At 71.9% G+C, this 25985-nt stretch carries 26 protein-coding genes; 11 read left to right on the forward strand and 15 right to left on the reverse strand.

Annotation, left to right across the window (positions count from 1 at the left end):
• Positions 1-1236 carry an ADP-dependent glucokinase/phosphofructokinase gene (locus A3CQ_RS56625; RefSeq protein ID WP_020518288.1) on the forward strand — a complete coding sequence of 412 codons (1236 nt, stop codon included), beginning with the start codon at positions 1-3 and terminating at the stop codon, positions 1234-1236.
• Positions 1237-1363: 127 nt separating this feature from the next.
• Here the strand turns inward: A3CQ_RS56625 and groL are convergent, their stop codons facing one another.
• On the reverse strand, positions 1364-2935 hold the full coding sequence (gene groL / locus A3CQ_RS0148810; protein WP_020518289.1) for a chaperonin GroEL: 1572 nt from the start codon (positions 2933-2935) through the stop codon (positions 1364-1366).
• Between the two features lie 251 nt (positions 2936-3186).
• On the opposite strand from groL, the gene A3CQ_RS56630 reads away from it, so the two are divergent.
• Both A3CQ_RS56630 and A3CQ_RS61925 read left to right on the forward strand, forming a co-directional pair.
• Positions 3187-3627 (forward strand): hemerythrin domain-containing protein, encoded by a 441-nt coding sequence (locus A3CQ_RS56630; protein WP_020518290.1) that lies wholly within the window; start codon positions 3187-3189, stop codon positions 3625-3627.
• A 107-nt stretch (positions 3628-3734) separates the two neighbouring features.
• A complete protein-coding gene (locus tag A3CQ_RS61925) occupies positions 3735-3893 on the forward strand; it encodes a hypothetical protein (RefSeq protein WP_020518291.1) in 159 nt (52 codons plus the stop codon).
• 70 nt (positions 3894-3963) lie between these two features.
• Here the strand turns inward: A3CQ_RS61925 and A3CQ_RS0148825 are convergent, their stop codons facing one another.
• The 4 genes from A3CQ_RS0148825 to A3CQ_RS0148840 form a co-directional block, all read right to left on the reverse strand.
• Positions 3964-4545 carry a hypothetical protein gene (locus A3CQ_RS0148825; RefSeq protein WP_020518292.1) on the reverse strand — a complete coding sequence of 194 codons (582 nt, stop codon included), beginning with the start codon at positions 4543-4545 and terminating at the stop codon, positions 3964-3966.
• 16 nt (positions 4546-4561) lie between these two features.
• Positions 4562-5239 (reverse strand): PAQR family membrane homeostasis protein TrhA, encoded by a 678-nt coding sequence (gene trhA / locus A3CQ_RS0148830; RefSeq protein ID WP_020518293.1) that lies wholly within the window; start codon positions 5237-5239, stop codon positions 4562-4564.
• A 138-nt stretch (positions 5240-5377) separates the two neighbouring features.
• Positions 5378-6415: a fatty acid desaturase family protein gene (locus A3CQ_RS0148835; protein ID WP_020518294.1), complete on the reverse strand. Its 1038-nt coding sequence runs from the start codon at positions 6413-6415 to the stop codon at positions 5378-5380.
• A gap of 77 nt (positions 6416-6492) precedes the next feature.
• Positions 6493-7419 carry a YihY/virulence factor BrkB family protein gene (locus tag A3CQ_RS0148840; protein ID WP_051115579.1) on the reverse strand — a complete coding sequence of 309 codons (927 nt, stop codon included), beginning with the start codon at positions 7417-7419 and terminating at the stop codon, positions 6493-6495.
• A 190-nt stretch (positions 7420-7609) separates the two neighbouring features.
• On the opposite strand from A3CQ_RS0148840, the gene A3CQ_RS0148845 reads away from it, so the two are divergent.
• The 3 genes from A3CQ_RS0148845 (at position 7610) to A3CQ_RS0148855 (ending at position 9266) form a co-directional block, all read left to right on the forward strand.
• A complete protein-coding gene (locus A3CQ_RS0148845; RefSeq protein ID WP_020518296.1) occupies positions 7610-7948 on the forward strand; it encodes an STAS domain-containing protein in 339 nt (112 codons plus the stop codon).
• A gap of 162 nt (positions 7949-8110) precedes the next feature.
• Complete coding sequence (locus tag A3CQ_RS0148850) at positions 8111-9070, forward strand: nitroreductase family protein (RefSeq protein ID WP_020518297.1); 960 nt, start codon at positions 8111-8113, stop codon at positions 9068-9070.
• A 4-nt stretch (positions 9071-9074) separates the two neighbouring features.
• Positions 9075-9266, forward strand: a complete 192-nt coding sequence (locus A3CQ_RS0148855) for a hypothetical protein (protein WP_020518298.1) — start codon at positions 9075-9077, stop codon at positions 9264-9266.
• A gap of 4 nt (positions 9267-9270) precedes the next feature.
• Here the strand turns inward: A3CQ_RS0148855 and A3CQ_RS0148860 are convergent, their stop codons facing one another.
• The 3 genes from A3CQ_RS0148860 to A3CQ_RS0148870 all read right to left on the reverse strand — a co-directional run bounded on the left by A3CQ_RS0148860 (position 9271) and on the right by A3CQ_RS0148870 (position 11563).
• The gene (locus tag A3CQ_RS0148860) at positions 9271-10413 is read right to left on the reverse strand and encodes a PP2C family protein-serine/threonine phosphatase (protein ID WP_245577687.1); all 1143 of its coding nucleotides are present in this window, start codon (positions 10411-10413) and stop codon (positions 9271-9273) included.
• A gap of 181 nt (positions 10414-10594) precedes the next feature.
• Positions 10595-10960, reverse strand: a complete 366-nt coding sequence (locus A3CQ_RS58360) for a DUF5994 family protein (RefSeq protein WP_020518300.1) — start codon at positions 10958-10960, stop codon at positions 10595-10597.
• Between the two features lie 378 nt (positions 10961-11338).
• Entirely contained in the window at positions 11339-11563 is a 225-nt protein-coding gene (locus A3CQ_RS0148870) for a hypothetical protein (protein WP_020518301.1), read from the reverse strand.
• A 144-nt stretch (positions 11564-11707) separates the two neighbouring features.
• Here A3CQ_RS0148870 and A3CQ_RS0148875 point away from each other — a divergent pair, with 144 nt between their 5' ends.
• Complete coding sequence (locus A3CQ_RS0148875; RefSeq protein ID WP_020518302.1) at positions 11708-12892, forward strand: beta propeller repeat protein; 1185 nt, start codon at positions 11708-11710, stop codon at positions 12890-12892.
• Between the two features lie 51 nt (positions 12893-12943).
• Here A3CQ_RS0148875 and A3CQ_RS0148880 read toward each other — a convergent pair whose 3' ends face one another.
• Positions 12944-13336, reverse strand: coding sequence for an SRPBCC family protein (locus A3CQ_RS0148880; RefSeq protein WP_051115568.1), 393 nt, complete (start codon positions 13334-13336; stop codon positions 12944-12946).
• 6 nt (positions 13337-13342) lie between these two features.
• Positions 13343-16438 carry an ATP-binding protein gene (locus tag A3CQ_RS0148885; RefSeq protein WP_020518304.1) on the reverse strand — a complete coding sequence of 1032 codons (3096 nt, stop codon included), beginning with the start codon at positions 16436-16438 and terminating at the stop codon, positions 13343-13345.
• A 127-nt stretch (positions 16439-16565) separates the two neighbouring features.
• Between A3CQ_RS0148885 and A3CQ_RS0148890 the strand changes: the two genes are divergently transcribed.
• Positions 16566-16916, forward strand: a complete 351-nt coding sequence (locus A3CQ_RS0148890; RefSeq protein ID WP_020518305.1) for a nuclear transport factor 2 family protein — start codon at positions 16566-16568, stop codon at positions 16914-16916.
• Between the two features lie 92 nt (positions 16917-17008).
• Positions 17009-18619 (forward strand): methyl-accepting chemotaxis protein, encoded by a 1611-nt coding sequence (locus A3CQ_RS0148895; RefSeq protein WP_063713688.1) that lies wholly within the window; start codon positions 17009-17011, stop codon positions 18617-18619.
• 115 nt (positions 18620-18734) lie between these two features.
• Here the strand turns inward: A3CQ_RS0148895 and A3CQ_RS0148900 are convergent, their stop codons facing one another.
• A complete protein-coding gene (locus A3CQ_RS0148900; RefSeq protein ID WP_157297217.1) occupies positions 18735-21491 on the reverse strand; it encodes a helix-turn-helix transcriptional regulator in 2757 nt (918 codons plus the stop codon).
• Between the two features lie 128 nt (positions 21492-21619).
• Here A3CQ_RS0148900 and A3CQ_RS0148905 point away from each other — a divergent pair, with 128 nt between their 5' ends.
• Positions 21620-22312, forward strand: coding sequence for an alpha/beta fold hydrolase (locus A3CQ_RS0148905; RefSeq protein ID WP_020518308.1), 693 nt, complete (start codon positions 21620-21622; stop codon positions 22310-22312).
• Between the two features lie 51 nt (positions 22313-22363).
• Here the strand turns inward: A3CQ_RS0148905 and A3CQ_RS0148910 are convergent, their stop codons facing one another.
• On the reverse strand, positions 22364-23254 hold the full coding sequence (locus tag A3CQ_RS0148910; RefSeq protein ID WP_020518309.1) for an alpha/beta hydrolase: 891 nt from the start codon (positions 23252-23254) through the stop codon (positions 22364-22366).
• Positions 23255-23274: 20 nt separating this feature from the next.
• Positions 23275-23706, reverse strand: a complete 432-nt coding sequence (locus A3CQ_RS0148915; RefSeq protein ID WP_020518310.1) for a VOC family protein — start codon at positions 23704-23706, stop codon at positions 23275-23277.
• Between the two features lie 85 nt (positions 23707-23791).
• Between A3CQ_RS0148915 and A3CQ_RS0148920 the strand changes: the two genes are divergently transcribed.
• Positions 23792-24475, forward strand: a complete 684-nt coding sequence (locus tag A3CQ_RS0148920; RefSeq protein WP_026207061.1) for a class I SAM-dependent methyltransferase — start codon at positions 23792-23794, stop codon at positions 24473-24475.
• A 20-nt stretch (positions 24476-24495) separates the two neighbouring features.
• Here A3CQ_RS0148920 and A3CQ_RS0148925 read toward each other — a convergent pair whose 3' ends face one another.
• Both A3CQ_RS0148925 and A3CQ_RS0148930 read right to left on the reverse strand, forming a co-directional pair.
• Entirely contained in the window at positions 24496-25302 is an 807-nt protein-coding gene (locus tag A3CQ_RS0148925; RefSeq protein ID WP_026207062.1) for a helix-turn-helix domain-containing protein, read from the reverse strand.
• A gap of 21 nt (positions 25303-25323) precedes the next feature.
• Positions 25324-25881 (reverse strand): carboxymuconolactone decarboxylase family protein, encoded by a 558-nt coding sequence (locus tag A3CQ_RS0148930; protein WP_020518313.1) that lies wholly within the window; start codon positions 25879-25881, stop codon positions 25324-25326.
• Positions 25882-25985 lie beyond the last annotated feature (104 nt).

Below are 25985 nucleotides of genomic sequence, written 5' to 3' on the forward strand. Positions count from 1 at the left end.
ATGGCCGACCCGTCCCGCGTACTGCTCGGCCTCGGCGGCTGTGTCGACTACGAGCTGAAGCTGACCGCCTCCGCCCTGGCGCAGTTGATCGCCGACTACGGCATCGTCGCCGAAGAGCTGACGGCGCCGGCCGGTCCGGTCGTCGGCGAACGGGACCTGGTGGTGTCGATCCTGGGATACGTGGCCCGGGGCGCGGGCGGCGAGCACTACGTCGCCTCCGCCCCGGCCCTGTCGGCCTTCGCGAACAGATTCCCGCACCGGGAGACTCTCGGCGGCACCTCGGTGCGGGCGGGGATCCTGATGAGCCGGCTCGGCGTGCCGTCGACGCTGCACCTGGTGACCGTCAACGACACCTTCCGACGGCTCCTGCCGCCGGACACGGTCTATGTCAACAGCGGCGCCGACGACACCTTCTATCCCCACCTCATCGTCCAGTACGACCGCGGCCTGCGGATCCGTGCCGGCGACCTCGACATCGTCGCGCCGTCCCCCAACCGCCTGATCTACGTGAACGACCCGGCCAACGGCGACATGCGGCTCACCGGCGATCTCGGCGCCCGGCTCAGCCACGCGTCCGTCTTCCTGATCTCGGGTCTCAACGCCATGCGCGACGAGGCCGAGCTCGACGCGCGGCTGGCCCTCCTGCGCGAGCACATGCGGCAGTTGCCGCCGGACGCGGTGACCTACTTCGAGGACGCCGCCTACCACGAGCCGGCCTTCAGCCGCCGGGTCCGCGACGCTCTGCTCGACGAGATCGACGTGTACGGGCTGAACGAGGACGAGCTGCAGGCGTACCTGGGAACGACGGTCGACCTGCTGGACCCGGATCAGGTCGCCGAGGCACTCACCGCCCTGCACGCGCTCATCCCGGTGCCGGCGCTGGTGTTGCACACGAAGTACTGGGCCGCGGCGCTCGGCGCGCGCGATCGCACCGCCGCCCTCGACACCGGCACCGTCATGGCGGCCACCCGCTACTGCTACGGCGACGACTTCACGGACGACGACGTCGAACGCCTGCGCCGGATGCCACGGCGGCCCGAGTCGGTCGCGTTCGCGGCGGCCCTGCGCTCGCGCCTGGGCGAGCGTGTCGACTGCGTCCCCGGCTTCGCGCTGCGCGCCGAGAACCCGACGACCGTCGGGCTCGGCGACACGTTCGTCGGCGGCTTCCTCACCGTCCTGGCCCAGAATGGTCAATCCAACCCCGCCCCTTTACGGACTGAAGGCCAGACCACATGACCGTCGAGACACGGCCCCCAACCAGCCCGGGACGTTCTACCGCGGCGCCGGCCGGGTGCCGGCCGACGCGATCGCGGCCGCTCCTTCTCGACGGTCAGGTCCAGGTGATCGGCATTTCCGCGCCGGGTCAGGGCTTGTCGGCGACGAGCACCTCGGTGGTGAGGAACAACGCGGCGATGGACGCGGCGTTCTGCAGCGCCGACCGGGTCACCTTGGCCGGTTCGACGATGCCGTCCTCGATCATGTCGACGTACTCGCCGGTGGCGGCGTTGAGACCGTGACCGGCCGGAAGTGAGCCGACCTTGCCGACGACGACGCCGCCCTCGAGTCCGGCGTTCTCGGCGATCTGCCGCAGCGGCGCGGTGAGCGCGACCCGCACGATGTTCGCGCCGGTGGCCTCGTCGCCGGTCAGGTCGAGCTTGTCGAACGCGGTGTCGGCGGCGTTGGCCAGCGCCACCCCGCCCCCGGGCAGCAGGCCTTCCTCGATGGCGGCCTTGGCGTTGCGCACGGCGTCCTCGATGCGGTGCTTGCGCTCCTTGAGCTCGACCTCGGTGGCCGCCCCGACCTTGATCACCGCAACCCCGCCGGCCAGTTTCGCCAGCCGCTCCTGCAGCTTCTCCCGGTCGTAGTCGGACTCGCTGCCGTCGATCTCGGCCCGGAGCTGGGCGACCCGCCCGTTGATCTCGGCGGCGTCGCCGGCGCCGTCCACGACGGTGGTCTCGTCCTTGGTCACCACGACCCGGCGGGCCCGGCCCAGAACATCGATCCCGGCGTTGTCCAGGGTGATGCCGACGGTCGCGGTGACGACCTGGCCGCCGGTGAGCACGGCGAGGTCGGCCAGCATGGCCTTGCGCCGGTCACCGAAGCCGGGCGCCTTGACCGCCACCGACGTGAACGTGCCCCGGAGGTTGTTGACGACCAGCGTCGCCAGGGCCTGGCCGTCGACGTCCTCCGCGACGATCAGCAGCGGCTTCCCCGCCTGGATGACCTTCTCCAGGATGGGCAGCAGATCGTTCAGGTTCGAGATCCGGTCCTCGACGATCAGCACGTACGGGTCGTCGAGCACCGCCTCCAGCCGCTCGGCGTCGGTGATGAAGTGCGGGGAGATGTAGCCCTTGTCGAAGCGCATGCCCTCGGTGAGCTCGAGTTCGAGGCCGAAGGTGTTGCCCTCCTCGACGGTGATGACGCCTTCCTTGCCGACCTTGTCCATCGCCTCGGCGATCGTCTCGCCGACCGCCGTGTCGCCGGCCGAGATCGACGCGGTGGCCGCTATCTGCTCCCTGGTCTCGACGTCCCGGGCCTGCTTGGCCAGCGCCTCGGTCACCGCGGCGACTGCCTGCTCGATGCCGCGCTTGAGCGCGATCGGACTCGCGCCGGCGGCGACGTTGCGCAGCCCTTCGCGTACCAGGGCCTGAGCCAGCACGGTCGCCGTCGTCGTTCCGTCCCCGGCGATCTCGTCGGTCTTCTTCGCGACCTCCTTGACCAGCTCGGCGCCGAGCTTCTCGTACGGGTCGTCGAGCTCGATCTCCCGGGCGATGCTCACCCCGTCGTTGGTGATCGTGGGTGCGCCCCAGTTCGTGCCCAGCACGACGTTGCGGCCCCTCGGGCCCAGTGTCACCTTCACCGTGTCGGCGAGGACATTCATGCCCCGCTCCAGGCCACGGCGAGCCTCTTCACCGAACGCGATCAACTTCGCCATCTGTGGAATCCTCACCATCGTCGTGCCCACGTGCAGCACCTGCTCGGGCCGACCTGCGATGGCCGCTGCCACGGTCCCCCTCCCGGGGGCTCCATCCCATTCGGTTGGCACTCGCACCAGGCGAGTGCTAACGACAGTGGAGCACCCATCCCCCGAAAGCACAAGCGACGCGTACAGTCGGCGGTGTCATCGCCTTGGACCCCGGCGCCGTTCGTCCCGCCGAGAGGCCGACCGTGGAAGATTTCCAGGTAGTGATCTTGCCCGACGCCGTGGACGTGCTGCGTCGCGAGCACGAGGAGATCCGCCGGCTGTGCGCCGCCGTCCGAGGCGCCGAGCGCAACCGGAAGAAGTACCCGCTCGCCGCCCTGCAACAAGCCGTCCACCTGCACGAGCTCGCGGAACGGTCCGTTGCCCATCCGGCCGTCCGCAACAGCGGCCCGGACGGCGACGCCGTCGCCCTCGCCTGTCAGGTGGAGGGCGAACGGCTCGATCGGTCGCTCGCCGAGCTCGGCCGGCTCGGCGTCGAGCACCCGGCCTTCGACGAGAGGTTCGCGGCGTTGTCCGGAGCGCTGCTCAGCCACGCCGCGCACGAGGAGAGAGACGAGTTCCCGCTGCTGCGCCGCTACGTCCCCGCGGACCGGCTGCACATGATGGCCGGCGCGATGCAGGATGTCCGGATCATGGCCGGCTGAGACAAGCGGCAGGCCGAAAACGGGCGTACGGTGAAATTGTCGCCCCAGACCCCGGCTGCCGGTAATCGGCGCGCTGCTCATGCGCCGGGTGTGGAGGCTCAGCAGTCATGCTCGTACTCTTGATCGTCTTTCTCATGCTCTGGCTCATTCTGACGATCGTCGGCTTCGCCATCAACGGACTGCTCTGGCTCGCGATCATCGGGATCGTCCTGTTCATCGGAACCGCCGCGATCGGAGTGGTCCGCCGCCGGTCGGTCCGCCACTAGCCGTCCGTGATCCGCGGGGCAAGGACACCGGGATCGTCGTCCAGGCCGGTGTGCTTGACGGCGGGAAGAGTTACTTCACCAGCTGGGGGGCGAGCGCGATGGCGATGAAGCGGATCGAGCGCCCGACGAGGCAGATGACACCGAAGGTTGTGGCCGACATGTGGGTGCCGGCAGCGTAGACAGTGGTCACCAGCAGCGGCGGTATGCCGAGTAGCGCACTCAGGAACACGGTCGGCACCGCGAGGACGGGTCGGTCCAGAAGGACGATCAGCCGCTTGGACGCGACACGTACGGACCGGGCGGCGGCCTTCGACCAGCGCCCGATCGCCGGCGGCACGGCGCGGCTCAGGGCCGCGGCCATGCGTTCGCGGGCCAGGGCGAGGCGCGCCCATGTGCGGTGCGGCGAACCTCCCGCTGGCCCGGTGCGCCGTTCCAGCCATCGCCGGAGTCGGCTCGACCGGACGACGCCGCGCGCGGCCAGGAAGGTCAACAGCTTGCCGGCCGTCTGGCCCAGTCCGGCCGCGATACCGAGTGCCACCGGATCGGCGCCGGTCGTCGTGACCGCCGCGACCAGGTAGGCCTCGATCGGTATGGCCGGGACGAACGCGGACGCGGCCGAGACGGCGGCGGTCGTCACCAGGGCCGCGATCATGGGATCTGGCCTCTCGTTACAGGACGAAGAACGCGATCGCGAGGTAGTGGCAGGCGACGGCGGCGGTGACGAAGGTGTGGAAGACCTCGTGGAAGCCGAAGACGGTGGGCGCGGGGTTGGGCCAGCGGCGGTGATAGCCGAGGGCGCCGAGGGTGTAGAGCAGTCCGCCGGCGATGATCAGGACAAGCCCGCCCGGGGCCATGCGGTGCAGCAGGACGGGGAAGGCGGGCACCGCGAGCCAGCCCAGGCCGAGGTAGATGCCGCCGATCAGCCGCTCAGGCGCGTCGAGCCAGACCATGTGCACGGCAAGGCCGCCCAGGGCGAGTCCCCAGACGGCAAACAACCCGATCACGCCGTACGGCTGGGGCATGCGAAGCAGGAGGACGGGGGTGTACGTGCCGGCGATCAGAATGAAGATCATGGCGTGGTCGAGGCGCTGCATGCGCCGGCGTGCCGTCTCCCGCCACCTGATCCGGTGGTACAGGGCGCTGGCGGCGAACATCCCGGTGACGCCGGCCGCGTAAACCCCGGCGGCAATCTTGGCGGTCACGCCGTGCGCGACGACGATCAGCAGCGGTCCGGCCACCAGGCAGACCACGAACGACACCTGATGCAGCACACCACGCAGCCGCGGCCTGGGGTAATCGACTCCGTGGGCGGCGTCGTAACAGACCGCGGCCGGCGACCCATCCATCGACACGGCATCACCTCGAGTATTCGGATCATAAACGCTCGATCCGCTCGCAGCGATGCGATCAGTCGCCGCTGATGTCAACCGCCGCGGACACGACCGTGTCGGCCGGCGTCCTGGTCCACGCCTGACCCGCATCCATCATGGACGCCGGGTGCGCCGGGCCGTGCGCAGCGGGGCTCCGACCTCGTGCAGGTGCCGCAGCGCCTGCCGGTACGACTCGATCAGTCCGGTCTCCTCGTACGGCACGCCGGCCTCGGCGCAGTACTGCCGCACGATCGGCTGGACCTTGCGCAGGTTCGGGGTCGGCATGGCGGGGAACAGGTGGTGTTCGATCTGGTAGTTGAGGCCGCCGAGGGCGATGTCGGTGAGCCGGCCGCCGCGGACGTTGCGGGAGGTCACCACCTGCTTGCGCAGGTAGTCCTCGTCGCCGGTCGGGTGGGGCATGCCCTTGTGGTTGGGCGCGAACGTCATGCCCAGGTAGACACCGAACAGCGCCTGGTGCACGACCAGGAAGGCGACGGCCTGCAGCGGCGAGAGCACGATGAAGAGCACCGACAGGTACGCGACCGCGTGCACCAGCAGCAGCGCGGACTCGAGGACCGGCCGCTTGACGATGCCGGCGCGCAAGGCCTTGAGGCTGGACACCTTCAGGTCGGTGCTGAGCAGGGTCAGCAGCGGGAAGAAGAGCCCCGCTTGATGACGGGTTATGAACGCGGCCAGACCCCGCCGGCCCAGCGCCGACTTGCTGGCCCAGATCAGCACCTCGGGCGCGACGTCCGGGTCGAGGTCGTCGTGGTTGGGGTTGTTGTGGTGGCGGGTGTGCTTGTCCATCCACCAGCCGTAGCTCATGCCCACGCCGAGGTTGGCGACGATCCGGCCGACGATCTCGCTGGGCCGCTTGGTCCGGAAGACCTGCCGGTGGGCCAGGTCGTGCCCGAGCAGCCCCAGCTGGGCGAAGGTCACCGCCATGAACGCCGCCACCAGCAGCGTCCACCAGGAGGACCCGATCAGGAAGAAGGCCGCCCAGCCGCCCGCGACCATCAAGCCCACGATCGTCATGCGCAGGGCGTAGTAGGCCGGTTTCCGCCGCAGCAGGCCGCTCGCGTTCACCAGCCGGTTCAAGCCCGCGAAATCGCTGCCGGCGGTGGCCCGCGGTCGTGCTGTGGTTACCGTCATCGTCTCAGTCTCGGCGCGCCGGACCACGAAATCAGGAGTGCAGGCACCCCCCGGGCAAGGGGTGCCAGCACCCTTGTTTATTCGTCGGCCGGCCCGATCGCCGTACGAGCTGGACGAGGTTCCCGCCCGGGATCGACGGCGAAATCCGAGGTGTGACCGGCGGTGCTCGTCGCCGTGAGCGCCGCCGCGAACAGCACCATCTGGTTGATCGCGTTCAGGAAGACCAGCAGTCCGACCGAGCCGGCGACGAGCTGATAGGTCGGATTGGCCTCGGTGTGCTGCACGTACAGGCGCCCGAGGGTCTTGAGCAGTTCCAAGCCGAGCGCGACCAGCACCGCCGGGCCGAGCAGGCGCCGCAGCGGCATCCGTACGCGTGGAAGTCCGGTCAGCGCGGCGCAGGCGAGAACCGTGTTCACCCCGATGCCCACCAGGAGCCCGACGGCGCTGAGCAGCCATCGCGAGAGGTCGCCGTCGGTGTTCGCGGCATCGACCAGACGGTTCGCCGCGACCGTGGTCGCGTACGCCACCGCCAGCGAGGCGGTCAGCAGCAACCCCAGCCCGGCCAGTACGAGCAGGTCCACGAGCACCCGGATGGCGAGGCGGCCGGGATATTCGGCGAGCCGCCAGATCCGGCGGATCGACGAGCGCAACGCATCCACCCAGAACCACCCGGTGATCGGCAGGCCGATGAACGCGATGACGCCGACCGCGCCCCGGGCGTTGCGCAGCGCCTGCACGTCGAGGTGCGGCAGGTCCTCCGCGACGTAGCGCTCGACCGACCTCAGCACCGACGGGTCGTCCAGGAGAAAGCCGAAGATCGCGACGCCCAGCAACCCCATCGCGAAGGTGGCGAAGAACGCGTAGTACGTCACCGCGGCGGCGAGCCGGCCGCCGTCGGCCTCGTCGTAACGCACGCCGGCCCGGATCACATGATCGAGCCACCCCACCCGGCGACGCAGCTGCCGCCAGGCGCCCACCCACCGCACGGAACGCTGAGCCGTCACGGCCACGGCATACCCCCAGGCCGCTCGGCTAAGCAGCCAGTATTCGCCCATGGCGGCTGTCCGGGCGAGCCGGCGACGCCGAGCGCGGTCACGGCGCATGATCTCGGTGGCCGCGGGTATGAGGATGTTTTCAGGCCAAGCGTTGCGGTGCCGGCGGCCGAGCGCACCATTGCGACCCGAGGACGCGGCAATGACCAGCAGCCCGCCATGGACGGCCGAGATCACCTCCGACGACGGAACCCGCATCGTTCTCCTGACCGGAGAAATCGACTTCACCGCCGTCGAGCCGCTGCGGGCGTTGCTCATCGACGAGCTCGACAAGCCGGACACCGTACGCGTCGTCGCCGACCTGGCCGCCGTCAGCTTCCTCGACTCGGCGGCCCTCGGCATTCTGGTCAGTGCCTACCACCACGCCGGCGAGGTCGGCCGCCGGTTCGTCGTGGGCCGGGTGTCGCGAGCGGTGGGCCGTGTTCTCGAGATCAGCGGGCTCTACGACCTGCTGGTATCGGATGACACGGAGACGGCCTGACCACGGCCGGAGAGCGTATGGTGAAGATTCGGAGTCACACGTCCGTGAACCGGCCCTGACCGAGGGCCCATGACGGATCTCACCCGTCCTCGATGGACCTTGTCCCCTGCCGTGCCTTCTCGGGACCGGCGCTCACCTGGGCCCGACGACAGGACCAAGGCGATGCCGACCGACTCTCCCTCGTACGTGCCCGTGGCCCGGCCGATCGACGCCCGCACCTCGACCGAGGCGCTGTACCGTGCGGTCTCCGCCGCCCGGTATGCGCCGTCCGCCGACAACGCTCAGCCATGGCAGTGGCGGCTGTCCGACGACGGTCTGGACCTGTTCCTCGAACCGGGCCGGATGGCCCATGCCGGCGATCCCGACGGGCGGCTCGCCCAGATCGGTTGCGGCGCGGCCCTGCAGCACGCCCGGCTGGCCCTGGCCGCTCAGGGCTGGCGCGCGACGACCACCCGGCAGCCCGACGACGCCGACCCCGATCACCTGGCCCGGTTGCGCATCGACGCGGTGGCCCCGATCGGCCGGCGGGCCGCGCATGGCGCCCAGAACATCCGGCTGCGGCACACCGATCCACGCCCGGTCACCGGAGGCCCGCTGCGCTCGGCCGACCTGGCCGCGCTCCGTACGGCCGTGGAGGACGAGGGCGTACGGCTGCACGTGTTGCGTCCGGACGAGATCCTGCGCCTGGTCCTGGCGTCGGAGCCCACCCACGAGGTCGATCCGGTCGAGGCACAGTGGTACGACGAGCTGGCGCGCTGGGCCGGCCGGGACCGGATCGCCGGCGCCGGCGGGGATCTCGGTCTGCCCCGGCAGGCGGCCGCGCACGACCGGGCGGCGACGTTCGCGGTGCTCTTCGGTCCCGGCGACGAGAGGGCGGACTGGTTACGCGCCGGCGAGGCGCTGTCGGCGGCCTGGCTGGTCGCGACGGCGATGGACGTGTCCGTGCTGCCGTTCAGCGCGCCGATCGAGCGCCTGCCGGCCCGGCAGTCGCTGCGCCGCACGTTCGCCGATCTCGGCCACCCGTACCTGGCAATGCGTCTCGGACACCAGCACGGCCCGGCGGTCGCGCCGCGCAGCCCGCGCCTGCCCATCGACCGGATCTTGCAAGTTCGAGGAAGGTGACCGCGTGCGCTACCTCAGTGACACGAACCTGCGAGCCGTCCTGATCGTGCTGATCGCTCGGGCCGGCGGCCGGATCGACATCACCAATGCCGAGCTCTACGACGCGATGCTCACCGGCGACGAGCCCGCGGACGGCTTCATGGTCGAGGAGACCGGCACCGGGGTGCGTCTGTCGATCCACCCCGGGCACGCGTGAACCGCTAGGTCACGGTCAGCGCGATCACCGCGACGTCGTCGTCGACCTCGGCGAACGTGGTGAGCAGTCCGCTCAGCGCGTCGACGACGGCCGCGGCGCCGGCCGGACCCAGATTCCGCACGAACTGCCGTAGCGACTCGTCGCCGTACCGCCGGCCGGTCCGGGTTCGCGCCTCGGTCAGCCCGTCGCTGTACAGGATCAAGGTGTCGCCCGCCCGCAGGGAGATCGTCCGGGTCACCAGGCGCGGCTCGGCCAGAATGCCGATCAGCGTGCCGCCCATCGTGGGGTGGTACGCGGCGGAGCCGTCGGCGCGGACCACCAGGGCCGGCGGGTGACCGCCGGAGGCGACGGTTGCGGTGAAGCCGTCGCCCTGCCGCTCGAGCACACCGAAGATGACGGTGCAGTGCCGGTGCTCGGGCGCGGCGTAGTCCTGGTAGAGGACGGTGTTGAGATTCCGCAGCACGGCGGCCGGCTCCGGGTCGTAGACGGCGGCCGCGCGCAGCGTGTACCGGGCGGCGGCGGTCACCGCGGCGGCGGCTATCCCCTTCCCGCGTACGTCGCCGAGAAAGAACCCCCACCGGTCGTCCGGCAGCCGGAAGAGGTCGTAGAAGTCTCCGCCGACCTCGTCGGGGGCGGCCATGCGGTAGTGGGAAGCCGTGGTCATGCCGGGCGGAACCGCCAGTGACGCGGGCAGCAGGCTGCGCTGGAGCCCGCCGACGAGCAGGCGGAGACGGTCCCGTTCCCGATCGGCGGCCTGACGCGCCAGGAGCAACTCGTTCTCGTACGCGCGTCGCTCGCGGGCGTCGAAGACGGTGGTGCGGATCAGCAGCGGAACGCCGTCCCGCCCGGTCTTGACCGTGGAGGTGATGAGAACCGGCAGTACGGGGTCGTCGCCGGCGAGCATCTCCAGCGCGACGCCCCGGGCCTCGCCCTCCAGCCGCAGGAGTGGCACGTAACGCGTCTCGTAGAGGAGGCGGCTGCCGGGTGCGAGCAGATCGACGAAGCGGCGGCGACCGATCAGGTCCGCGCCCGTGTACCCCAGCCAGGCGAGAAGGGTGGCGTTGACCTTGGCGATCGTGCCGTCCGGCAGCGTGGAGAGGAAGCCGCACGGCGCGTTGTCGTAAAGGTCGTCGAGGTCGTCCTCCACCAGCGCCGGGAACGCGACATCCGCCGGGAACGCGACATCCGCCGGGGCCGCGCGGCCCGCCGGCTCGCTCCCGGGACCAAACCGGCGGCCTCGATCCCGCACTAGGGGCGGACGCGATCGATGGCCGGGCGCACTGCTTGCTTCACGAGCCGAGTCTCTCATCCCCGAAGCAGAGCGACAGCTACGAAAGTCTCTCGGGCGCCGGCCCGCACGGGATGACACGCATCATGAAGGTACCGCCGTCGGCGCAGAGAACGGTCATCATCGACGGCGGCTGATCGGACAGGTAGCCGACGCTGACGGTGCGATCGACGTCGACCACCTGGTGCGGCCGGGTCGTCCAGCCCACGGCGCTGAGCAGCAGCCGCGTCACCGGCCCGCGGACCCGATCGAGGATCGGCAGCAGCGCGTGCAACTCCACGTCCAGATCACCCGAGTCGGGCCACCAACTGCCGTCGAGCAGCAGGTGATGGTCACGGACCGGCTCGAGCCGCACCCGAGGCGGGTCGAAATGCGCTGAATCGGAGGGGTATTTCAGGCGTGCCATGGGCATTCCCGTCGTCCGGGGACCGTCGCAGGCGCGGGCCCAACCCGGTCGAGCGGGCGAGGACGAGGTCTATCGAGGCCGTGGGGCACGCGGCTTCCGGCCACGCACACCGGCCGAGGCCGGCACCGATGACGGCGCCATCGATCAACACCCACCGTACTCGCTATCGAGTGGAAGGCGCGTACGGTGGGGTAACGCCGACTTTTGGGCGTCACCGACCTGAAGGTACTGAATGACACCGAATCACGACCACGCCACTTTGTTCGTGGCGCCGTCTCCCGCGCCCGGCACCGACGGCGCCGGACGGCCCTTGTCGGCCATCGACCATGGAGCCGATGCGATGTGCCGGCACCGCCACCCCTTCGCGGTCAGCGGGGCCTACAGCACAGCACCGCGCGGCGCGACCTCGATCGCGGCGACACCTCGGCCGTAAAGCACGATCAGCCGATCGCCGTGCTGGGCGCGCAGCATTCCCGAATCCTGCGCCAGCGTCGAGATCACGTGCTCCACGACCTCGTCCTCGTCCGAGATATCGGATCTGCCGTACGTGATGTCCATGCGGTCACCACCGATGAGCCGGACGCGTAACACCGTGGTCGCCATGTCCACCACGCTAGCCCAGCGGGGTCTGAGCGGCCGGAACGCATTTCAGCGCCGCGTCAGGTCCGTTCCAGCGCCTGATGCGATCGTCCTCCCGTACGGTGGCCGGACTGTGGACCCGGCCGCCCGCGACGGAGGAGTTCTGCCATGTCCGGAAAGGCTTACCGGAGCGGCCTGGCCGTGGTCGCGGGCTTCGCGCTCGTGGCGGCGGTCGCCGCGCCGGCCCGCGCGGCCACCTCGTGGTCCGTGCTCACCACACCCAACCGCGGCACCATCGCCAACGAGCTCTACGGCAGCGCCGCGCTGTCGGCCACCTCCGCGTGGGCGGTCGGTAGCTGGTACGACACCAACCTCGCCGCCCCGCGCACCCTGATCGAGCGCTGGAACGGCACCTCGTGGTCGACCGTGACCAGCCCGAACGCCACCCAATACTACAACGAGCTGCGCGACGTCGACGCCAGCTCGGCGACCGACGCGTGGGCGGTCGGCTACGCCAACGGGTCGTCCGGCGTCAACGGGATGCCGCGCACCACCCTCGCCGAGCACTGGAACGGCACCTCCTGGTCCACGGTCGCGACACCACAACCAGGAACAAACTTCCGGCAGCTGTACGGGGTGAAAGCGTTCTCGACCGGCAACGCCTGGGCGGTCGGCTGGTACTACGACAGCTCCCTGCACGGCGAGGCGCTGATGCTGCACTGGAACGGCAGCGCCTGGTCGCAGGTCACCGCGCCCGACCCGGGAACGTCCGGCACCTCCCTGGAGGGCATCGCCGGCACCGGGCCGAACGACGTCTGGGCGGTCGGCTATTACACCAACAGCGGCGAGAAGGGCGTGCTCGGGCACCCGCTCGCGGTCCACTACAACGGGACCGCCTGGACGGAGACGCCCATGCCCGAGTCGGGATCCGGCACGTTCCTGCATTCGGTCGCCGCGCTGTCCGCGAACGACGTGTGGGCGGTCGGCTCGAAGAATGGTTATTCCACGCCGGTGGCGTACCACTGGAATGGTTTGACCTGGAGCGAGATCCCCACGGCGCCGACCGGCGGATCCGGCAACAACATCCTGTACGGCGTCGCCGGCGTCGCGCCGAACCAGGTGTGGGCCGTCGGCTATGCCTCGGCCGGTGGGCAGAGCCAGCCGATCGTCCAGCGGTGGAACGGCACCGCGTTCACCAGCGAGACCGTGCCGCAGCAGCAGATCGGCGGGCTGCTCTACTCCGTGGCCGCGACCACCGGCCCGACGGTCTTCGCCGCCGGGACGCGCTGGGACCTCAACGGGAGCGGCTCCATCAGCGACCGCACGCTGTCCATGCGCGGCACGGGCAGCTGACCATCGGACCAATGGGCCGTCACGCCACGCCGGTGACGGCCCATCCGGCCATCAGCTGATCCGGGCCGCCAGCGCGGTGAGCGTGGCCAGCGAGAGCTCGAGCTGCCGGCGCTGGTCCGGCAGCCGATGCGCTTCACGGTCCGGGATCTCGACCTCGACGTCGATGTCGGTCGCCTCGTCGTCCGCGCGCAGCCGCCAGCGGAAGACCAGGTCGGAGACCAGGCAGGAGATCGTCACCCGGCCGTCCGGGGCGTCGGCCCGCAGCTGCTGCGCCATCGGGAAGTCCGGATAGCCGGTCGGCCACATGGTGTACCGGCCGTCCCCGGCGGTGGCGACGGTCTCGATGCCCGCCCACCACTCCGGGAAGCGCGCGGGATCGTGCAGCAGCTTCCACACTTCCTCGACCGGTGCCTCGGCTCGTGCGGTGAGAGTGAATGTAGGCATCGGTGATCACCTCCACGAAGTCATCGCGTTCTCGACACGCTCGAGTTCCCGCCGCGGTTCCACCAGCCCGGCTACCGGTGGCCGGCCGAGGTCGACGAGGGCGGCGGTGTATCCCTCGGCCGTGATCTCGGAGACGGCGTCCAGCATCGACCGCCAGCCGGCGGCCGCTTCCTCGAACCGCCGGCGGGCCAGCACGCGGTCGTCGCGGACCCGCGCGATGAGGCCCTGCACCCACGCTATTCGCGGCACGAGCGCCCACGGCTGGTCCGCCCGGCCGACCGGTTCGAGCATGGCCGCGCGCAGCTGGGCGGCGGCGGCCCGCGCGTCACCGGCGAGCGCGAGCGCCTCGGCCCGGAACAGTCCCGCCGACGGCCGGCTGACCGCGGCCCGCGCGTCGAGGGCCTCCCCCAGCCGCGCGGCGGCCTCGGCGTGATCGCCGGCGGCCAGGGCGACCAGACCGGCGTCGTGGGCCGCGGTGGCCGCGAGGGCGGGCGAGTCGAGGCGCTCCGCGAGGGACCGCTGCCGCCGGGTCGTGTCGGCCGCCTCGGTGTGCCGCTCCAGGCGGGCCAGGATGTGCGCGCGGGCGGCCAGGCTGCCGAGCAGCAGCACGGGTACGGGCTCGGTGGTGGCCACCGCCCGGTCCGCGAAGGCGAGGGCGCCGTCATAGTCGCCCGCGCAGGCGAGCGCGCACGCGGCGTTGAGCCACAGCGCGTACGCGCGGCCGGGCAGCCCCCGGCGGGCGGCGTCGGGTCCGGCGGCCTCGGCGATCGCGGCCGACTCGGCGAAGCGGCCCTGCCGGATCAGCCCCTGCATCCGGATCTCGACGATGTCGGCGCGTACCTCCGGATCGGGTTGTGGGGGAAGGAACGCCTCGGCCGCCGCGAGCAGGTCGTCCGCGGCGGCGGGATCACCGGCCACCGCCTCGCCCCAGGCCAGTCCGATCAGGACGTCGGCGCGGGTGGCCGCACTCGACGCGTCGGTCAGGAAAGCCTCGGCGCGGCGGTAGGCCCGCAGGGAGGCCTCGGGATGGCAGACCACGGTACGCAGCTGGCGGCCGCGACGGCACCAGACCGGCGCGATGTCGGCCGGATCCAGCAGGGCGAGGGCACGCTCCCAGGCCACTTCCATCTCGGCGTGCTGGCCCAGCCACGCCCGGATCTCCTCCAGCTCCAGCCACAGATCGCCGGCGCCGGGCGTCCGGTCGACGGCGCGGGTGAGGAACTCGGCCGCCTCGGTCAAGGCCCCGACCGAACGGGCGTACGCGGCGGCCGCCGCCCACTCCCCCGCCGCCTGCTCGTCCCGGCCGGCCAGGCTCAGGTGGTGCGCGACCTCGGCCCGGTCACGGTGATCGAGGGCGACGGCGATCCGGTCGTGCAACGGCGCCGGATTCGGCAGATCGGCGTACACGGCCTCGCGGAGCAGCTCGTGGCGGAAGCCCAACCGGCCGTCCCGGCGTACGAGCAGGCCGTCCGCGCTCGCGGCCTCCTCGGCCAGGCCCAGCCCCGGCATCCCCAGGCCGTCGAGTTCCGCGCTGGCGAGCGGCCGCCCGGCCGCGGCCAGCAGGTTGATCAGCGTCTGGGCGTCCGCCGGAAGCAGGCCGCAGGTGGCCCGCACGGCGGTCCGCAGGTTCGGCGGCGGCCCGGCGCCGCCGGCCGCGAGCACCCGGGCGCTCTCCACCGCGAGGAGCGGATTGCCCTCGGCCGCGGTGATCACCTTGCGCACCACGGCGTCGTCGACGGGCGCCGCGGTGTCGTCGACCAGCAGGGACGCCGCGATCGCGGCCACTTCGGCGTCGCTGACCGGGCCGAGGTGGATTTCGGTGACCGGGACGGATCGGCCGGCCAGGTCGGCCAGGACGGCGTCCAGCTCCGGACGTGCCGGGCGATCCCGGCGGGCGACCACGAGCAACAGCGGCAACTGGGTCAGCCGCCGGCCGACGTGCGCGGTCAGCCGCAGGCTGACCCGGTCCGCGCGGTGGGCGTCGTCGACGGCGATCAGCGCGGGCCGATCCACGCAGGACCACTCGACGAGGCGCAGCACCGACTCGAAGACCCGTAACCGCTCCAGCTCCGGGGCGGTCACCGCCGGCGGCGCCTCCGGATGTCCGAGGCGGGCGCCCAGCTCGGGCGAGAGCCGGCTCAGTTCCACCGGCCAGCCGGCGCCGCGCGGTGGTGGCACGACCGTGGCGACGAGCTGGCGCGCCAGCTCGAGCCACAGGGCGAACGGGGTCTCGCCGACCGCGCCCGTCCCGGCCGCCACCGCGGTACGCCCGCCGCCCGTGCTGACCCGATGGACCGCCTCGGCGAGCAGGCTGGTCTTGCCGATCCCGGCCTCGCCGGACAGCACGACCACCTGTCCGGCGCCGTCGGCGGCCGTCCGCCACACCGAGGTCAGCCGTTGCAGCTGCGGGCCGCGGCCGAACAGCGCCGGACGGCGATCGGCGGTGGTGCCGGTCCGCAGCCGGGCGTGCGCGGCCCGGGTCGCCGGGGCCGGGCGTACCCCGAGCTCCGAGCGCAGGACCTCGGTGAAGTCGCGGGCCGCCCGCACCGCTCCGGCCTTGTCGCCGGCCGCGGTCAGCCGGTCCAGCAGGGCGCGGTGGGCGGTCTCGTCCAGCGGGTCGAGCCGGCAGCGCTCCCGGGCGAAACGCACCGCGTCGTCCCACCGGCCGTCCTTCTCCGCCTCGGCGGCGGCCTCCGCGAGGCTCTGCCGACGCCGCTCGACGTGGGCCGCGCGGGCCTCGTCGGCCCATTCGTCGTCGATGCCCGGCAGCAGGGCCTCGTCGCCGGCGGCGGCCGTGTCGTCGAGCACGTCCACCCACATCCGCCCGGCCGGTATCCCGATCTCCAGGCGGGACGAGACGATCACGTCCGCGGCCGGTCCCCACGCCTGGCGGACGGCCCACACCGAGGTCCGCAGGCTGGCCCGCGCGGCGGCCTGCGGGGCGTCCGGCCACAGCCGGGCCGCGACCGTGTTCCGGGCGTGGCAACCGGGGTGCAGCGCCAGCCAGCCGATCAACGCCCGGGCCCGTTCGCTGGACGGCATCGTCACGGGCCGGCCGTCGATCTCAGCGGTCAGCGCACCCAGCAGTCGCAGCCGGAGCATGGCGCCAGCGTAGGCCCCCGCCGGACGGCTTTGACGCAGCTCTGACGCTAACCGGACGGGCGCCGCGCAAGCTCATCCCATCGAACGACCCATCGCATCTACCCATCGCATCGACCAGGAGGTTTCCATGACCACCACCGACATCACCGCCCTGAGCAAGTCGATCGAGGCCCGCGACGCCGAGGGCGTCCTCGCCTGGTACGCCGACGACGCCACCCTCACCGTCCTGGACAAGGACCACCCGCCGGCGGCGCCGCTCGTCCTGTCCGGAATCGAGGCGATCGGCGCCTACTACCGCGACGTCTGCGGTCGCAACATCCAGCACGAGGTCCGCGACAGCGTGGCGACGCCCGACGGGCTCGCGTACACACAGCACTGCCGGTACCCGGACGGCACCGCCGTCGTCTGCGCCACCGTCGCGGCCACGGCCGGCGGCCGGATCCGGCACCAGACCGCCATCCAGGTCTGGGACTCCTGACCGCTGCGAGGCGGCCCTCGCGTTGGCGCTCAGCAGATGGGCGATCCCACCGAACTGGAGGAAGGGGGCATCGTCAGACATCGGAGAAAAACATGAGTGCGCGAGCGAATCGCCTCAACAACATGCGCGTGAGCGCCAAGATCGTCTTGGCGGTGGCCGTGGTGGCGGTCGTGGCCATGGGGACGGCCGGGGTCGCCTGGGCCCGGCTGGGCTCACTGGACGTACGCGTCCAGGGGCTCAAGACGGCCAACCTGAGCCGGCTGGATTCGCTGGTCAGCCTGCAGAACGGCATGTCGGACATGTATCGTGCGCTCTTCCTCTACCAGGGCGCCCAGACGGCCACCGACAAGACGGCGGACGAGAAGCTCACCAAGGACGGCCAGGCCGCGGTGGACGCGGCCGGCAGCCAGTACGCGTCCGTGCCCGACCCGTCGACCGTCTGGCAGACACAGACCACGGCCTTCGGCGCCGCCTGGACGCAGTACAAGGCGCTGGTCAACCTCCTGTTGTTCAAGGACGCTCCGCCGGACGGCGTCACCCTGCCCACCTCGCTCGCCGACCAGTACAAGTTGTGGGGCGACTCCGAGGCCACGATGAACACCGCCGTCGACAAGCTGATGGCCCTCGAGCGCGCGCAGGCGGTGAAGGCCAGCACCGGAGCACATCAGGACGCCGTCGGCGCCCGCCGGACGATCCTCATCCTGGTGCTGGCCGGGGTGTTCCTGTCGGTCGCGCTCGCCCTGCTGATCGGCCGCGGCATCTCCCGGCGGCTGGCCGGGGTCCGCACCGTGCTCGACGCCGTCGCGGCCGGCGACCTGACCGGGAGCGCGGCCGCGACCGGCGCCGACGAGGTCGGGATGATGGCGGGCGCGGTGAACCAGGCCACGGCCTCCATCCGGCAGACCGTCGCCGCGCTCGCCGACTCCTCGCGGACCCTCGCCGAGTCGTCCCGCCAGTTGTCGGTGTCCGCGGAGGCCATCGCCAACACCGCCCACGAGACCTCCTCCCAGACCGGCCTGCTCGCCGCCGCCTCCGAGGACGTCTCGCGCAGCGTGCAGACCGTGGCCGCCGGAACCGAGCAGATGGGCTCGGCGATCCGGGAGATCTCCCAGTCGGCCAACGACGCGGCCGGCGTCGCCTCGCAGGCGGTCACCGAGGCCGCCGCCACCAACGCGAGCATCGCCAAGCTCGGCGAGTCGTCGGCCGAGATCGGCAACGTGGTCCGGGTCATCACCGCGATCGCCGAGCAGACCAACCTGCTCGCGCTCAACGCCACGATCGAGGCGGCCCGGGCCGGCGAGTCCGGCAAGGGCTTCGCCGTGGTGGCGAGCGAGGTCAAGGACCTCGCCCAGGAGACGGCGAAGGCCACCGGGGACATCTCCCAGCGGGTGGAGGCGATCCAGGCCGACACGGACGGCGCCGTGGCCGCGATCGGCCGGATCTCGGAGATCATCGCCCAGATCAACGACTACCAGACGACGATCGCCTCCGCCGTCGAGGAGCAGACCGCGACCACCAACGAGATGAGCCGCTCCATCGGCGAGGCGTCGAGCGGAACCTCCAGCATCGCCGGCAACATCGCCGGCGTCGCCGAGGCCGCCCGCACCACCACCGCGACCGTGGCCGAGACCCAGCGCTCGGCCCACGACCTGGCCCAGATGTCCCAGGAACTTCAGTCGGTGGTGGCCCGCTTCCGGGTGTGACCCACCGCATTTCGGAAACACCCGGCAGTTCCTCGAGCACAGCACGGTCAGCGCCGGCCCGAGCGAGGCCGCCGAGCCCGGGGAGCCGGCCGCGGCCCTGCGCCCGGAGTGATCCCTAGCCGTCCGGGTCCGATCGGTTCAGCAGGTTCGCGAGCTCGGTTCTCGTGCGTACGGACAGCTTGCGGTAGATGCGGGTGAGATTGGTTTCCACGGTCTTCACCGACATGAATAGCTCGGCGGCGGTCTCCCGGTTCGACCGGCCCGATCCGACCAGCTCGGCGACCCGGCTCTCGGTCGCGGTGAGCAGGCCCGTCGCCGGCCGGAGCCCGCTGCGGCCGGCTTCGTCGCGCGCCCGCTCCGCCCATCGCGGTACGCCCAGCTCGTCGAAGGCGTCGGCGGCCGCGGTCAGCGTCTCGACGGCCATGCCCTTGTAACCGGCGCGGCGGTAGACCTGGCCCAGGGCCAGCCGGGAGCGGGCCGCCTCGAACGGGCACTCGGTTCCCGGCCGGTCGACGATCGCACGGAGCTCGGTCACCGCGCCGTCCACGTCACCGCGCACGGCGCTCACCAGCGCCTGGCAGCGGTCGGCGGCGACCTCCGCCTCCGGCCGGCCGGCCGCGGCCTGGCGCCGGAGGACAGCGATCGCGGCCTCGGCCTCGTCGGTGGCACCGGTCTGCAGGGCGGCGTCGGCATAGTCGACCGCCCAGAGCAACTGCTCCAGGTCGACCATCTCCGTCTCCGCGAAGATGCCGGCCAGCTCGCGCAGCGGCTCGAGCGCCGCCGGCCAGTTCCGCGCGGAGGTCTCGATGAATCCGAGCTGGGCGAGGAAGCCGCCCCGCCAGTACGTCAGCCCGCTGGTCCGCGATTTCGCGACCGCGTCCCGGGCCAGCTCGCGGGCGCCGTCCAGGTCACCCGCGTACTCCTTGACCAGGATGCGGGCCATGTTCTCCTGCGGGGCGTGGGTCCCCCACGCGCCGAGGCCGTCGGCCTCCGCCACCGCGGCCTGGGCGTCGCGCACCCGCGACCGGCGGATGAGAACGAGAACGAGGCAGATGTAGAGGCTCGACAGGTCGCCGTACCGGCCGGTCTCGATCGTGTGGGCGATGCCGTCCCGGGTGTACCGCTCGGCCGCGTCGTCGTTCCAGGCCGCGTAGAAGCTGTGCGCCCACGCCCATTCCGCGGCGGACGGCTCCAGCTCCGAGGCCGCGGCCAGCCGCTCGATCTCCCGCACGGTCTCCTCGGGGCGTCCCAGGCCCCAGTGCCGCTCGGTGGCCTGCCGCTGGTTCAGCGCCTCGAGCTGGAGGTCCGGGCGCCGGATGGCCTCCGTCTCGGCGATCGCCAGCCCGTTCAGCCGCAGCGCGCCGCGGCCGTCGCCCGCCATGCGGTGGTAGTCGCTGAGCGTCATCAGGATCTCGGCCCGGACCACGCCCGCACTCGGCGCCAGCCGGAACGCCTGCTCGGCGAGGGAACGCGCCCCGACCAGATAGTCGGCCAGGCGGGCCCGGCGGACCAGCATCTGTGCCTGCTGCTGGGCCAGAGTGGCCAGCGCCGTTGCTATGTCGAGCGCCGCCTGCGCCGCCAGGGAATCTCCGGCGTCGATGTATGTGTCGGCGGCGCGCAGCCGGCGCCGGAATCCGGCCGCGGTGTCCGCCTCCGACGGGGTGGCCAGCGCCGCCGCCTCCAGCAACTCGCCGGCCAGGTGCAGGGCGCCGCGGCCACGGGAGACGTCGGCCGCGCTCTCCAGCTCACCGGCCACCGTCTCGTCGGGTTCGGTGATCGAGGTCGCCCGGTGACGCGCGCGCTCCACCGGGTCGTCGAGCCTCTCGGCGAGCAGGCGGTGCGCCCACCGCCGGTCGGCCGGCGCGGCGGCGTCGTAGATGGCCGAGGCCAGCAGCGGGTGCGTGAAGGTGATCGCCGACTCGGGGCTGACGACGGCCACGTCGGCGTCCGCGGCCGTTTCCAGGGCGGCTCGCAGCTTGGCAGGCTCGGCGATCCGGCGCAGCTGGGCCAGCGTGAGCCGGCCCGCGGCCGAGGCCAGCAGGAGGACCTCCCGCGCGTCCTCAGGCAGCTTCTCCACCCGCTCGCGGAGGAGCTCGACCAGGCTCGGCGGCATCGGGAAAACCGGATCATGGGTCTGCCGGCCGGGCACGCCGTCCTGCATGGCCCGCCCGATCTCGAGAGCCAGCAGCGGGTTCCCGCCGCTCGCGCGGGCCACCCCGGCACTCATCGGCGGGGTCCACCGCGGGCCGAGGCGCTCGCGGAGCAGCAGGCCGATCGCCGCCTCGTCGAGCGGGCGCAGCAGGATCTCCCGCCGGGGCCCGGGCAGGCTTCGGATCAGATCTTGCCCCGTGTACGGGTCGGGTCGCGTCGCGACCAGGAGGCTGAGCCGCCGGGGGTCGTCCACGACGCGGCGCAGGGCGAAGCCGAGGCTGCCGGCGCTCGCCTGATCGAGCCACTGCAGGTCGTCGACGAGCAGGGCGACCGGCTCCGACTCGCAGAGGCTGGTCAGCAGCCCGCCGACGGCCAGCGGCACGGCCAGGGCATCGACCTCGCGGCCGTCGGCCTCGGTCCGGCGCAGGGCGACGGCGAGCGCCCGTCGCTGCGGTTCCGGAAGGTGCCGGTCGAGTCCGGCCGGGGTCTGGCCGACCAGCTCGGCCAGGCCGGCGAACGGCAGCCCCCGCTCGAACGGGGTCGGCGTGATCGACAGCACCCGTCTCCCCCGGCTCCGGCCCAGGTCGGCGGCGGCCCTGAGCAGAGTGCTCTTCCCCGAGCCCGGGTCGCCGACGGCAACCGCGCTGCCCCCGCCCGCCATGAGCTCGGCCACCGCCCGCAGGGCGTCGTCACGGCCGTACAGGTCAGGTCCCACGCTCACGCCGACATCATCCACCAGCCACTCGCGCCGAGGGGATTCCCTGATGCCTCGTCGTCGCCGCCGACCGGACCATCTGTCGTACGCGGTCCTCGCGCCGTGGAATCGCAGTCGCTCGAAGGAGAGAGGTCATGTCTCAGATCAAGAACGTGGTCCTGGTCCACGGAGGATTCGTGGACGGGTCGGGATGGCAGCACGTGCACCGGCTGCTCACCGCGGACGGTTTCCGGGTCGCGGTGGTCCAGAACCCCACCCTGTCGCTCGCCGGCGACGTCCTGGCCACCCTCCGAGTCGTGCGCTCCCTGGACGGCCCGTGCGTGCTCGTCGGTCACTCGTACGGCGGTGCGGTGATCTCGGAGGCCGGCACCGACGAGTCGGTGGCCGCGCTGGCGTACATCAGCGCGTTCGTGCCCGACGCGAACGAGTCGGTGAACACCCTGATCAGCACGTTCCCGGCCGACGGCCCGCAGCCGCCGATCCTGCCGCCCCAGGACGGCTTCCTGTTCCTGGACCGCGAGAATTTCCACGCCTCGTTCGCCGGTGACCTGCCGGAGGCCGACGCCCGCTTCATGGCCGACTCCCAGGTCCCGTGGGGGCTCGACGCCCTCGGCGGCCAGATCACCAGCCCGGCCTGGCGCGTCCGGCCCGCCTGGTACCTGGTGGCCGGCGACGACCGCATGATCCCGCCTTCGGCGCAGCGCACGATGGCCGAACGCGCCGGCGCCACGGTGAGCGAGGTCGCCGCCAGCCACTCGGTCTACGTGTCCCAGCCGCAGGCCACGGCCGACCTCATCAAGCAGGCCGCCGCCTCGGCCGGCCGCTGACCCCGGCGCGTGGTGGGCTCTGCCCCGGAGGCAGCGCCCACTTCGCCCGGGTCAGTCTTCCCGTTCGTGCGCGACGCCGAGGAGGCTGCCCGACGTGAGCCAGTCGGCCATGCGCGTCACGGTGCGCAGCGCGGCGGGATTGTCCGGCTCGTTGAGGTGGCCGTGGGCGGTTCCGTCCTCGCGGATCACGACGACGTCGACTCCGGCCGCGGCGAGCTCCGCGCCGAACTTCTGGCCGGACGCCCGCAGGCTGTCCCGGTCGGAGTTGACGACGAACGTCGGCGGAAGACCGGAGAGGTCGTGGCCACCGGGGAACGCGTACGGCTCCTTCAGCGCCTCGGGATCCCTGACGTAATTGAGGTTCAGCATGCTGACCGCCTCCGCGCCCAGAGCGCTCTGCGGCGGCAGGGCCCGCACCTTCGCCGCCAGCTCCGCGGGCAACGGCGGCAGCTCGGCGTGCACCACCGGATAGGCCAGCAGCAGCGTCCGGGGCAACGGACCGCCGGCATCCCGCAGTCGCAGGGCAGCGCCGGCGGTCAGGTTGGCCCCGGCGCTGGCGCCACCGATGGCCCAGTCGCCGGCCGGAATCCGCGCGTCGCACGTCGTCGCCCAGGCGAAGGCCGAGGCCACCTCCTCGGACGCGACCGGATAGTGGAACCGCTCCGCCGGCCCCGGCGGCAGCCGGTCATCGCCGCCGGCCGCCAGCCATACTTCCGGCACCGGGGCCAGCCGGTAGTCGACGGCTACGACCACGACCCCGCGGCGGGCGAGCTGCCGGGCGACCCAGTCACTCTCGGGCATGTCGAGGTCACCCCCGACGAAGGCTCCGCCGTGCGCCCAGACGAGGCCGTACGCCGCGCCGCCTTCGCCGGACCGGTAGATCCGCACCGGCACCTCACCGTGCGGGCCCTCGATCCGCCGGTCTTCCGTCGTGATGCTCACGATCGCTTCCTTCCGCCTCGTCAGCCCGGCACGGGGCCGAAGACCGTGCCGTACCAGTCGGCCGGGTCGGTGTCGCGGAGATGCTCGCAGAGCACCCATCGCTGGCCTTCGAGATCGGTCACGAGGGCTTGCCGCACGCCCCACGGACGGTCCGCCGGCGCCTCCAGCACGGTCCCACCGGCGCCGGCGGCCCGCCCGCAGGCGGTCGCGACATCGTCGACGAACACCTGGGTGACACTGTTGGCGCCCGCGGACTCACCGCCCCGGCGACCCAGAAGAATGATGGAACCGGCCCGCTCCAGCTCGATGTGCCCGACCCAGCCGCCCGGCAGCTCCGCCCGGACCACCTGCCGCATCTCCAGCACGGTGGTGAGCCATTCCGCCGCCGACACCAGGTCGTCGTACAGCACGCACGGCACCACGACCGGGTATCCCCGCTTCGGGTCGTACATGGCGACCACCCCCGTTTCAGCACCGACGGTACGGGATGCCGGGGGCGGCGAAGGCGGTTGCGGCGGCGGGGTCCATGCTTGATCGATGAATACAGCGGGACAGGCCCTACTCGATCTCGAGCGTGAGGTGGCGACACCGGGCAGCGGGCTGGACCGGCTCCGGCTGGCCGAGGTGCCCTTTGTGCCCGAGGTCCGGCTGTACGTGGCCGAGGACGCCACGGTGTGGTGGGCCCGGATGGAGGCGCGCTCGCAGGCGATGCCGGTCCCGCCGTTCTGGGCTTCCGCGTGGGCCGGTGGCCGGGCCGTCGCCCGGTACGTACTGGACAATCCAGAGATCGTGGCCGGCCGCCGGGTCCTGGACGTGGCCTCCGGCTCCGGGCTGGTCGCCATCGCCGCCGGCAAGGCCGGGGCCTCGTCGGTGATCGCGAACGACATCGACCCGTACGCCGTCGCGGCTATCCGGCTGAACGCCGCGGCCAACGCCGTACCGGTCATCGAAAGCCACGCCGACCTGCTCGACGGCGACGGAGGCGACGCCGAGGTGGTGCTGGCCGGTGACGTCTTCTACATCGAGCCGATGGCCAGCCGCATGCTCGCCTTCCTCGAACGTGCCGCGGCCCGCGGAGCGCAGGTGCTCGTCGGCGACCCCGGCCGGAGGCACCTGCCCGCGGACCGGGTACAGATCCTCGCGAGCTACCGGATACCGCCGGCCGACGCGTACGCCGACGCACAACTGGGCTCCATGCACGTCTGCACGCTGCGACGGTGACGATCGGACCGCGGCGCGCTTCAGCTGGCCGCGGACTCCGCCAGGGCGTACGCGAGCCGGCGGGTTTCCTCATTCGCCGGGAAGAAGCACTCGATGCGCAATTCCTGAAGTGTGATGTCCTGCGCGGTGCCGAGCGTAGTCACAGTCGAGAAATAGTCGAACTCGCGACCGTCGCGCGCATATTCAATCGGGACCACCGGCAATGTCGGAACGGTGGCGTCCAGTGACTTGAGCGAGGCCGGGACGCCCGGGTAGGCGAGAACTTCCCGCAGAATGCTTTGTGCCCGCTCGTCGGCGAGACCGCCGACCGCCTCTCGCCGCACCCGGCGCACCAGCGCTTCGCTCACGTCCGGCCAATTTCGCACGTAGCGCCGGACACCGTCGGGGTGGAACATCCGGCGAAGCACATTCGGCGGGCCCGGCGCCGCCGTGTCGTGCCCGGCCTGCAGAAAGCCGAAGAAGCGGGCGGCCGCGGCATTGGTACGCCGGATGTTCCATTCCCGGTCCATCACCAGGGCGGGGTACGGTTCCTGGTGCGTCAGGATCGCGTCGAGCGCGGCGCGGATCGCGGCCATTTCGGGAACGTCGAGCGCCGATTCCCGGTAGACCGGGGCGAACCCGGCGGCGAGCAGGAGACTGTTGCGCTCCCGCAAGGGCACGTCCAGCACCTCGGCGAGCTTCAGCACCATCGCCCGCGACGGGCTCGCCCGGCCGGTCTCGATGAACGACAGGTGCCGGAGCGAGACGACGGACTCGGCGGACAGCGCCAACTGGCTCAGGCCCCGGGCGCGCCGCCAATGCCGGATCAGCGTGCCGACGTCGGACATCACCACAGTATGCCCGCGGGCTCAGGCGTTACCGTTCCAGGCGTACGGCCGCAATCGGTCTTCGATTTCGAGGTCCGCGACGGTCGCCGCGTAATTGGTCATCGCCGAGATCGCCACGGCGGTGATCACTTCGAGGATCTGGTTCTCGTCGAACCCGGCGGCGAGGAACGCGGCGGTGCCGGCCTCGTCGAGGTGTCCGCGCTTGCCGATCAGGGCACGGGCGAGGGCCGACAACGCGGCCGATCGCGAATCGGCGGGAAGGCTTCGCCGCCGGATGGCCTCCACATCCGCCGGCGGCACACCGTCCTCGATCGCCTCCAGCGAGTGAAAAGCCACCGCCCACGCGCATTCGTTGGCCACCGCATTCGACAGCAACAGCACCTGCCGTTCGGCGGGGGTGAAAGTGCCCTCGCCCCGGAAATAGCCGAATGCCGAGAAGAACGAATTCATCAGGGGCGACGAGTTCGCCATCATCCCGGCGGCGGCCGGAATGAAGCCGAAGGCCTCCTGGAGCCGGGCGAGGGGCTGCTTGGCCCAGTCGGGCGCCGTGTCAATGGTGTGGACCGGATAGTTGGTCATGCCGTCGACACTGCGCCCGCGGCCGGCGCAGAACAATTCCCTCCGAGGTAAACCCCGCGCCGGCTCGCGGTAAAGTGAACAGGGTTGTCCGAACTACGGTGAGC

It is taken from the genome of Paractinoplanes globisporus DSM 43857 (genome assembly GCF_000379645.1).
GTDB classification, from domain to species: domain Bacteria; phylum Actinomycetota; class Actinomycetes; order Mycobacteriales; family Micromonosporaceae; genus Actinoplanes; species Actinoplanes globisporus.

What these genes read in the sequence shown, in the direction of transcription:
- A3CQ_RS0148835 (WP_020518294.1), bottom strand. Translation starts at nt 6,415, where the DNA reads ATGACGGTAACCACAGCACGACCGCGGGCCACCGCCGGCAGCGATTTC.
- trhA (WP_020518293.1), bottom strand. Translation starts at nt 5,239, where the DNA reads ATGGATGGGTCGCCGGCCGCGGTCTGTTACGACGCCGCCCACGGAGTC.
- A3CQ_RS0148920 (WP_026207061.1), top strand. Translation starts at nt 23,792, where the DNA reads ATGAATACAGCGGGACAGGCCCTACTCGATCTCGAGCGTGAGGTGGCG.
- A3CQ_RS0148890 (WP_020518305.1), top strand. Translation starts at nt 16,566, where the DNA reads ATGACCACCACCGACATCACCGCCCTGAGCAAGTCGATCGAGGCCCGC.
- A3CQ_RS0148875 (WP_020518302.1), top strand. Translation starts at nt 11,708, where the DNA reads ATGTCCGGAAAGGCTTACCGGAGCGGCCTGGCCGTGGTCGCGGGCTTC.
- A3CQ_RS61925 (WP_020518291.1), top strand. Translation starts at nt 3,735, where the DNA reads ATGCTCGTACTCTTGATCGTCTTTCTCATGCTCTGGCTCATTCTGACG.
- groL (WP_020518289.1), bottom strand. Translation starts at nt 2,935, where the DNA reads ATGGCGAAGTTGATCGCGTTCGGTGAAGAGGCTCGCCGTGGCCTGGAG.
- A3CQ_RS0148825 (WP_020518292.1), bottom strand. Translation starts at nt 4,545, where the DNA reads ATGATCGCGGCCCTGGTGACGACCGCCGCCGTCTCGGCCGCGTCCGCG.
- A3CQ_RS0148930 (WP_020518313.1), bottom strand. Translation starts at nt 25,881, where the DNA reads ATGACCAACTATCCGGTCCACACCATTGACACGGCGCCCGACTGGGCC.
- A3CQ_RS0148925 (WP_026207062.1), bottom strand. Translation starts at nt 25,302, where the DNA reads ATGTCCGACGTCGGCACGCTGATCCGGCATTGGCGGCGCGCCCGGGGC.
- A3CQ_RS0148880 (WP_051115568.1), bottom strand. Translation starts at nt 13,336, where the DNA reads ATGCCTACATTCACTCTCACCGCACGAGCCGAGGCACCGGTCGAGGAA.
- A3CQ_RS0148915 (WP_020518310.1), bottom strand. Translation starts at nt 23,706, where the DNA reads ATGTACGACCCGAAGCGGGGATACCCGGTCGTGGTGCCGTGCGTGCTG.
- A3CQ_RS0148905 (WP_020518308.1), top strand. Translation starts at nt 21,620, where the DNA reads ATGTCTCAGATCAAGAACGTGGTCCTGGTCCACGGAGGATTCGTGGAC.
- A3CQ_RS56625 (WP_020518288.1), top strand. Translation starts at nt 1, where the DNA reads ATGGCCGACCCGTCCCGCGTACTGCTCGGCCTCGGCGGCTGTGTCGAC.
- A3CQ_RS0148870 (WP_020518301.1), bottom strand. Translation starts at nt 11,563, where the DNA reads ATGGCGACCACGGTGTTACGCGTCCGGCTCATCGGTGGTGACCGCATG.
- A3CQ_RS0148850 (WP_020518297.1), top strand. Translation starts at nt 8,111, where the DNA reads ATGCCGACCGACTCTCCCTCGTACGTGCCCGTGGCCCGGCCGATCGAC.
- A3CQ_RS0148895 (WP_063713688.1), top strand. Translation starts at nt 17,009, where the DNA reads ATGAGTGCGCGAGCGAATCGCCTCAACAACATGCGCGTGAGCGCCAAG.
- A3CQ_RS58360 (WP_020518300.1), bottom strand. Translation starts at nt 10,960, where the DNA reads ATGGCACGCCTGAAATACCCCTCCGATTCAGCGCATTTCGACCCGCCT.
- A3CQ_RS0148885 (WP_020518304.1), bottom strand. Translation starts at nt 16,438, where the DNA reads ATGCTCCGGCTGCGACTGCTGGGTGCGCTGACCGCTGAGATCGACGGC.
- A3CQ_RS0148845 (WP_020518296.1), top strand. Translation starts at nt 7,610, where the DNA reads ATGACCAGCAGCCCGCCATGGACGGCCGAGATCACCTCCGACGACGGA.